Consider the following 6988-nt stretch of genomic DNA (forward strand, 5'->3'; position numbering starts at 1 on the left):
GTCCGGGGTTCAATTCCCCGGTGAGCCACCAAAGGATAGTCTATTAGACTATCCTTTTTTATTTATGCTATTTTTTGTAAATAGTATCTAAGAAATATTTTCCCGTCTTAGTTTTAAAATATTTATCTTTAACAGTCTTTATTTGATCATAATTTAGTTTATCTTCATAAGCATTAACTAAAAAGTCGCCTTCGACCAGTATTTGCAAGTCTATTTTATCTATTCTATTATAACTATGGTGATGACCTATTAAAAAACATATTCTATCTAATATGTCTTTTTCTAATTTTATGTCCTTAAGAAGTTCTTTAGCTATTGGGGGCCCCTCTAGTTCTTGATACTTTCCTGCTGTACTGTTATATTTCTTTTCACTTTGTTTTATTCCTATATCATGCAGTATCGAAGATATTTCCAATATTAGCATTTGTTTTTCATCTAATCCTTCTAATTCACCTATGCTTTTACTAAAGCTGTATACTTTTAAAGCATGATTTATTCTTTTAACATCATTATTAAAATAACTTATCATTTTGTTAATAATCAATCCAGATAATTTTGTCATAAATTCCTCCTAAATTTTATATTTTATTGTAAAACGTGATAATATGTTATTATATACATAATAATCTATTTTAATTTAGGTATCAATATAGATATATAATGGATTTGTAATTTATCCGATTGGAGGTAAAGAATGAAAGACCTAAATTTCTTAAAAAAAGTTTGTGAAGCTCACGTACCAAGTGGAAAAGAAAATATAATTTATCCTATTATAAAAGATAATTTTAGTGAATACGCAGATAATATAAAGATTAGCAAATTAAATAATATATATGTACATAAAAAAGGTATAGGAGCTAATACAGTAATGATAATGGCACATGCAGATGAAGTATTTTTAATGGTAGATAAGATTTTAAATGGAGGATTCATTGAGTTTAAAACTTTAGGAATAGATCCTAAAAGTCTTGTATCCCAGAAAGTTCTTATTCATGGAAGACAGGATATATGCGGAATTGTAGCTTTAAAGTCTAAAATAGTGGATGATAAATTAATTGAAGAAAATTTGTATATAGATACAGGATTAAATAGTGATGAATTAAAATCATTAGTTAGAATTGGTGATTATATTACTTTAGACAGAAAGATGACAGAATTGTTGAATTCCAATATTAGTTGTAAGTCTATTGATAACAGAGCAAGTATTGCATCCATTTATGTTTGTGCAGAAGAACTTAAAAATGTAACTCCAGATTTGAATGTTTATTTTGTTTGTTCATGCCAGGAAGAAGTGGGGCATAGAGGAGCTGGAATGGCCAGCTATGACATAAAGCCGGATATTGGTATAGCAGTAGATGTAACTTTTGATGGCGGTGTAATGGGAGATTCTGATAGAGAAAATACCTTAAATGGAGGCCCAGTTATATGTATAGGACCTAATATACACCCTAAACTTAGAGATAGAATGATAAACACTGCTAAAAAATATAATATACCATACCAAATAGAAGTTGAATCGGGAAATACAGGAACTGATGCATGGGATATTCAGATATCAGAAGGAGGAATACCTACTTTATTGATATCAATACCTATAAAATATATGCATACATCCGTAGAAATAGTTAATATGAATGATATAAGGAACACAGGAAGACTTCTTGCAAGATTTATTCAAGATCTGAGTAGTAGTGAATTGGAGGGATTATTTTGCTTTTAGAAAAGTTATGTAATTCTATAGGACCAACTGGTTATGAGGGAGATACTAGAAATTTAATAAAAGATGAATTAAAGATTATGAATTTAGAATTTTCCATTGACAATATGGGCAATATTTTAGTTCATAAAAAAGGTAAAAATGATAAATCTAATTTAAAGGTAATGCTATCAGCACATATGGATGAGTGTGGACTTATAATTACATCATATAATAGTGATGGAACTCTAAAATTTTCAACTTTAGGCTCTATGAATATAAATTCACTTCCATGTAAAACAGTTTTAATAGGAAAACATAAAATAAGAGGAGTGATAGGATTAAAACCAATTCATCTACAAAATAAAAAAGAAAGAACTCACAGTATATCTTTAAATGATCTTTGTATAGATATAGGTTCATATTCTAAAAGTGAAACTAAAAGTATTATAGATTTAGGTGATTTTGCAGAATTCAACATAGAATTTGAAAAATTTTCTGATACTATCATCAAATCCAAAGCTTTAAATGATAGATTAGGATGTTCTATTCTCATTGAGATGTTAAAAGAAGATTATAATTGTGATTTATATGCAGCATTTAATGTTCAGGAAAATATAGGACAAAGAGGTGTATTTGCATCCAATTATAGTGTAAAACCTGATATTTTTGTTTCTATTGATACAGTAAATGCAAATGATCTAGTAGATATCGATATAAATGAGGGTGCTCCAGTATTTCTTGGAAGAGGCCCGGTTATTCCATTTAAAGCTGGAATTTCTATGCTTGATAGATCAAATGTAAAATGCATTAGAAGTATTGCAGAACAATCAGATATTGTTTATCAAAGAATAGCAGGAACAAGAAAAGAAGGACAATCTACATCTGTACAGCTTACAGGTTCGAATATGAAAATTTTGTCGGTACTAATACCATGTAGATATATGAATTCCATTGTGTCTATGTGCGATTTAAATGATTATGAAAATACAATAAAGTTATTAAAAAAATATATAAAATCATTTTAGCTAGAGAGGAGTTGAAAGCTGCTTTATGTGGCAGCAAATTCATGGATAATTTACTAGTAAATTTAATTAATTCCTATGGAATCAGTGGTAATGAAGATAAAATAAGAGATTTAATAAGAAAGCATTTAAATGAGAATGGGCATGAACCATATATAGATAGTTTTGGAAACATAGTTGTAAAAAAAGGTTCTGGAAAAGACAAGCTAATGTTATGTGCACATATGGATTCAACAGGTTTTATAGTTAATGATATATGTGAAGATGGTTTGATAAGCATGGAGAGTATTGGATTATTTAGAAAAGAAGATGTTTCCCATAGTTTTATAAGATTTGAAAATGGTACATTGGGAAAGATATATTGTTGTGAGTCTGGAATATTTGTAGATATAGGCATGAGTAAAAAAGAAGATGTATTGGAAGATATTAAAGAAGGTGATACAGCATCTCTTATAGGGCCATATTTAGTAGTAGGTAATAATAATATAGTGAGTCCATTGCTTCATAATAAGATTGGCTGTTACATACTTTTAAAACTTATAGAAAACTTTAAAAGAGAAGATATAGAAGTCTATTTTGTATTTTCAACTCAGGGTGAAATAGGAGGAATAGGTGCAAGAGCTGCTGCAAATATAATAGATCCGGACTATGCTGTTGTAATTGGTACTAAACAATCAAGTTCCATTGATAAAAAGAAAAAAATTATAGATATAGGTAAAGGTCCAGTATTGAGAATAATGGATAAAGCATTAATAATCCATCAAGATATAAAAGCTATGTTGGAAGATGCATCTAAAAAGTCAGATGTCAAATTGCAGTACAGTATAGATAAAGATGAATCAGAAGGAGGACTTTTACATAAAGAGTTGTCTGGAATAAGAACTGGTGAAATTGATGTACCATGTAGATATAAATATTCAATATCTGAAATGGTATCTATTGATGATATAGATGAAACAATAAAATTATTACAGGAATTAATTTAGAAAGGTTTTAAGATGAATAAAAAAATCAAATGGTTGCTTGTATTTTTATGGATGATTTTAATATTTTCCTTTTCAAGTCAATCAGGAGTTGCATCTGATGAAAAAAGTAGATTTATTGTATATCTATTTAATGAGTCAGGAATAAATCTTAATAGTGTATTTGGAAATCTAGCAAATTTTGCAGTAAGGAAATTTTCTCATTTCACAGAGTATTTTATATTATATATATTGTTGTTTAACGCACTATATGAGAAATCTAAAATGAAGAAGACTTTTTTATTGTCAATAGTAATAGTATTTTTATATGCATGTTCTGATGAAATACATCAGTTTTTTGTTCCAGGCAGATCTTCAAGAATAAGGGATGTTATAATAGATACTTCCGGAGGTTTTGCATCACTTTTATGTTGTTTGTTTCACAGTCGTAGAAAGAATAAATATAGGAGAGATTTATAGAATATGAAATATAAAATAAAAGATCTTTTATTAAATTATGAAATAGTGGGACATGGAAAACCAGTTATTATGCTTCATGGATATGCTGCAGATCATAGATTAATGATGGGATGCATGGAACCTATATTTAAAAACAGAGAAAACTATAAGAGAATATATATTGATTTACCAGGTATGGGTGAATCAAATAGCGGAGAATGGATAAATAATGTGGACATTATACTTGATATAATAATTAAGTTTATTAAGAATATTATTCCAAATGAAAAATTTATTATAGCAGGTGAATCGTATGGAGGATATGTATCAAGAGGTATAATTTATAAAATGGCAGATATGGTAGATGGAATTTTATTAATATGTCCAGTTATAATACCGAACATGAAAGATAGAAATTTACCTGAAAGAGTTGTTTTGATAAAAGATGATGATCTATTGGCTAAATTATCTCCAAATGATGCTAAAGGTTTTGGTCAAATGCTTACAATTCAAAATAAGAGGACTTATAGAAGATATGAAGTTGAAGTGGCATCTGGTGTAAAAGCGGCTGATCATGACTTTTTGAAGAAGTTAAAAAGAAATGGATTTAAATTTACATTTGATGTAGATAAGATTAATGCAAAGTTTGATAAACCTGCACTCATACTTTTAGGGCATCAGGATTCTCGTGTAGGATATAAAGATGCATGGTGTATTATAGATAATTACCCAAGGGCTACTTTTTCAATATTGGATGGAGCGGGACATAATCTTCAAATAGAGCAGGAAAAATTATTTAATTGTTTGGTCAATGAATGGCTTGACAGAATTGAAAAATTTAAGCAAAGGAAGCTCTAAAATTGTTTTAGAGCTTCCTTTAATTTTGTCCAGTCATTTACATACATTTGTTTGAAATCTTCATTTCTATTGTAGGTTAGAGATGATGGATGATACATGGGGAATATATATTTATGCAGTTGTTCATTAAAGAAAAGCACACCATGACAAGACCCTATGGTTTTAAAATTTGTTAATCTATTTAATGGTATATTACCAAGAGTTATAATTATTTTAGGATTCACAATATTGATTTCTTCATCTAAAATATCCTTAAATAAGGATACCTCTGAAACTTTTGGAGTTCTATTTTTTATAGTTTTTCTACCAGTTGTGCTTTCGCCTATTTTTATGGGCCTAAAAAAACAGGTATTTGTTATTCTTACATTATCTCTTGTAAGCCCAACATAGTTTAGATATTTTTCAAAAGTTTTTCCTGCCATTCCTACAAAAGGTTTTCCTTCTTGAACTTCTGTTTTCCCAGGAGCTTCTCCTACAAATAATATATCACATGGAATGGGGCCATCGCCTGTGATATATCCACCTATGGGTGAATTATTATAGTTTTCACATATTAATTTGATTTTTTCTTTGAGTTTTTCATATTCATACATACGAATTGATCCTTTCTAGTTTATAGATTCACTTTATATAATTCTAATTTATTTATAAAATTATTCTAGCTATAAGTTGAAACATTTATATAAATTATACCAAAATATTATTTTAGCAACTATATCAATTATTATTTTAGTTGTAACGATACATTTTTAAAAAGGTTTAAACCATGATATAATTTTTTATAATTAATAAAAAAGTGGGAGTGAGTTTTATGAGAATTCCATATATAATGACACCAGGACCAACTGAAGTTAGTGAAAATGTAAGAATCGCAAGGAGTATAAGATGTACTAATCCGGATCTGGATAATAAATTTTATGACTTTTATAAGGAAACTTGTAATAGATTAGGCAAAGTTTTAAATACTAAAAATGAAGTTAGAGTATTGTGTGGAGAAGGAATATTGGGATTGGAAGCGGCATGTGCATCTTTAACTGAAAAAGGGGATAGAGTTCTTGTAATAGATAATGGAATATTTGGGGAAGGATTTGCCGATTTTATAAGGCTATATTGTGGGAAAGTAGTATTTTTTAAAGCGGATAGAAAACATGCAATAAATATAGAAGATCTGAAAGAATTTTTGGATAAGGATAATGATTTTAAATATGCTACAGTAGTTCATTGCGATACTCCATCTGGGGTGCTGAATGATATATCAAAAATATGCCCATTGTTAAAAAAATATGGGATATTAACTGTAGTAGACAGTGTTGCAGCTATGGGAGGCGAGAATTTAGAAGTAGATAAATGGAATATAGATATAGTTATAGGTGGATCACAAAAATGTATTTCAGCGCCTCCGGGACTTACAATTGTAAGTATAAGTAAAGATGCTTTTTCGTCTATGGAAAATAGAAAGAGTCCTATAGGATCTTTTTATTGTAATTTGCTTGCTTGGAAAAATTACTATGAGGATAAATGGTTTCCATATACACCTCCAGTAAGTGATATATATGGCTTAAGAGAAGCGGTAGATAATATATTGAAAGATAAAGAAATATTAAATAGGCATAAAAATATAGCATCTAGTACAAGATATGCAGTAAGAAAAGCGGGGCTTGATTTGTATACTGAAGATGGATATTCAAGTACAGTTACTGTAATACAAGTACCAGATGGAATTCAGGATAATAAACTTAGAGAGTATATGGAAGAAAACTATGATGTAATGATAGCTGGGTCATTTGGATATTTGAAAGGAGAAGTTATAAGAATAGGACATATGGGTGAGAATGCAAGATATGATAAAGTAAGCTATACTCTATATGCTCTTCAACAATCACTGGAGAAGTTTGGATTTAAGTGTGCATGTGATATGTCTTCATGTTTTTTAAATAGTGTCAAGAATACTGAAAATAATCATTACAAACATAACCTAGTGTGTCAGT

The 6988-nt window shown here is 29.0% G+C and carries 8 protein-coding genes; 6 read left to right on the forward strand and 2 right to left on the reverse strand.

Going from position 1 to position 6988, the window contains the following annotated elements; genetic code table 11:
* Positions 1-67: 67 nt before the first annotated feature.
* Entirely contained in the window at positions 68-562 is a 495-nt protein-coding gene (locus J418_RS0115160; RefSeq protein WP_017751981.1) for an HD domain-containing protein, read from the reverse strand.
* A 132-nt stretch (positions 563-694) separates the two neighbouring features.
* Here J418_RS0115160 and J418_RS0115165 point away from each other — a divergent pair, with 132 nt between their 5' ends.
* Genes J418_RS0115165 through J418_RS0115185 form a run of 5 tightly spaced genes read left to right on the forward strand, consistent with a single transcriptional unit; the run spans position 695 to position 5000 of the window.
* Complete coding sequence (locus tag J418_RS0115165) at positions 695-1720, forward strand: zinc-binding metallopeptidase family protein (protein ID WP_017751982.1); 1026 nt, start codon at positions 695-697, stop codon at positions 1718-1720.
* Entirely contained in the window at positions 1711-2724 is a 1014-nt protein-coding gene (locus J418_RS0115170) for a M42 family metallopeptidase (protein WP_017751983.1), read from the forward strand. The genes J418_RS0115165 and J418_RS0115170 overlap by 10 nt, the downstream gene beginning before the upstream one ends.
* 11 nt (positions 2725-2735) lie before the next feature.
* Positions 2736-3707, forward strand: coding sequence for a hypothetical protein (locus tag J418_RS0115175; RefSeq protein ID WP_020381136.1), 972 nt, complete (start codon positions 2736-2738; stop codon positions 3705-3707).
* A gap of 12 nt (positions 3708-3719) precedes the next feature.
* Complete coding sequence (locus tag J418_RS0115180) at positions 3720-4163, forward strand: VanZ family protein (protein ID WP_017751985.1); 444 nt, start codon at positions 3720-3722, stop codon at positions 4161-4163.
* A 3-nt stretch (positions 4164-4166) separates the two neighbouring features.
* The gene (locus tag J418_RS0115185) at positions 4167-5000 is read left to right on the forward strand and encodes an alpha/beta fold hydrolase (RefSeq protein WP_017896024.1); all 834 of its coding nucleotides are present in this window, start codon (positions 4167-4169) and stop codon (positions 4998-5000) included.
* On the opposite strand, the gene J418_RS0115190 is transcribed toward J418_RS0115185, so the two are convergent.
* Positions 4997-5593 carry a uracil-DNA glycosylase gene (locus J418_RS0115190; RefSeq protein ID WP_017751987.1) on the reverse strand — a complete coding sequence of 199 codons (597 nt, stop codon included), beginning with the start codon at positions 5591-5593 and terminating at the stop codon, positions 4997-4999. The two genes, J418_RS0115185 and J418_RS0115190, sit on opposite strands and share 4 nt — an antisense overlap.
* 218 nt (positions 5594-5811) lie before the next feature.
* On the opposite strand from J418_RS0115190, the gene J418_RS15795 reads away from it, so the two are divergent.
* Positions 5812-6988: pyridoxal-phosphate-dependent aminotransferase family protein (locus J418_RS15795; protein WP_017896025.1), on the forward strand; the 1177-nt coding region annotated here is incomplete at its 3' end.

Source organism: Clostridium tyrobutyricum DSM 2637 = ATCC 25755 = JCM 11008, assembly GCF_000359585.1.
GTDB lineage: Bacteria > Bacillota > Clostridia > Clostridiales > Clostridiaceae > Clostridium_B > Clostridium_B tyrobutyricum.